Annotated in this window: 1 protein-coding gene; it reads left to right on the forward strand. The window is 66.8% G+C overall.

Annotated elements, in window-relative coordinates:
- Positions 1-226: hypothetical protein (locus R0J88_RS18995; RefSeq protein ID WP_410900729.1), on the forward strand; the 226-nt coding region annotated here is incomplete at its 5' end.
- Positions 227-377: the final 151 nt, after the last annotated feature.

Genomic DNA, 377 nt, shown 5'->3' on the forward strand with positions numbered 1-377 from the left:
CTTCAACGAGCAGCTCAACATCCTGCTGATGGTGGCCGTGTACACGCTGCTGCTATGGCTGCAACTGCCCATCAACATCATCATCGTGATCTTCGGCACCGTGGTGGCCGTGCTGATGGTGGTATTCATGCGCTGGAGCAAGCGCAACCTGGCGGCCAATCCCGAACTGCACGACCAGATCGGCCAGGAAGGCCACGGTCACGCGCTGGACTCGCACACCCGCTGAATCCGACGGCGGGCCGTCCGCGCGGCCCCGGCCCGGCGCCCCCCGGGTCTGTGCGACATCGCGGGCCTATGACTGCCGGGCCGCCAATTTCAGGTCCTGCCAGGCCCGCGCCTTCTCGGCCGGGCTGCGCAGCAGGTAGGCCGGGTGATAG

The organism is Pseudoalteromonas sp. SIMBA_162, from assembly GCF_046535955.1.
Classification (GTDB): Bacteria; Pseudomonadota; Gammaproteobacteria; order Enterobacterales; family Alteromonadaceae; genus Pseudoalteromonas; species Pseudoalteromonas marina.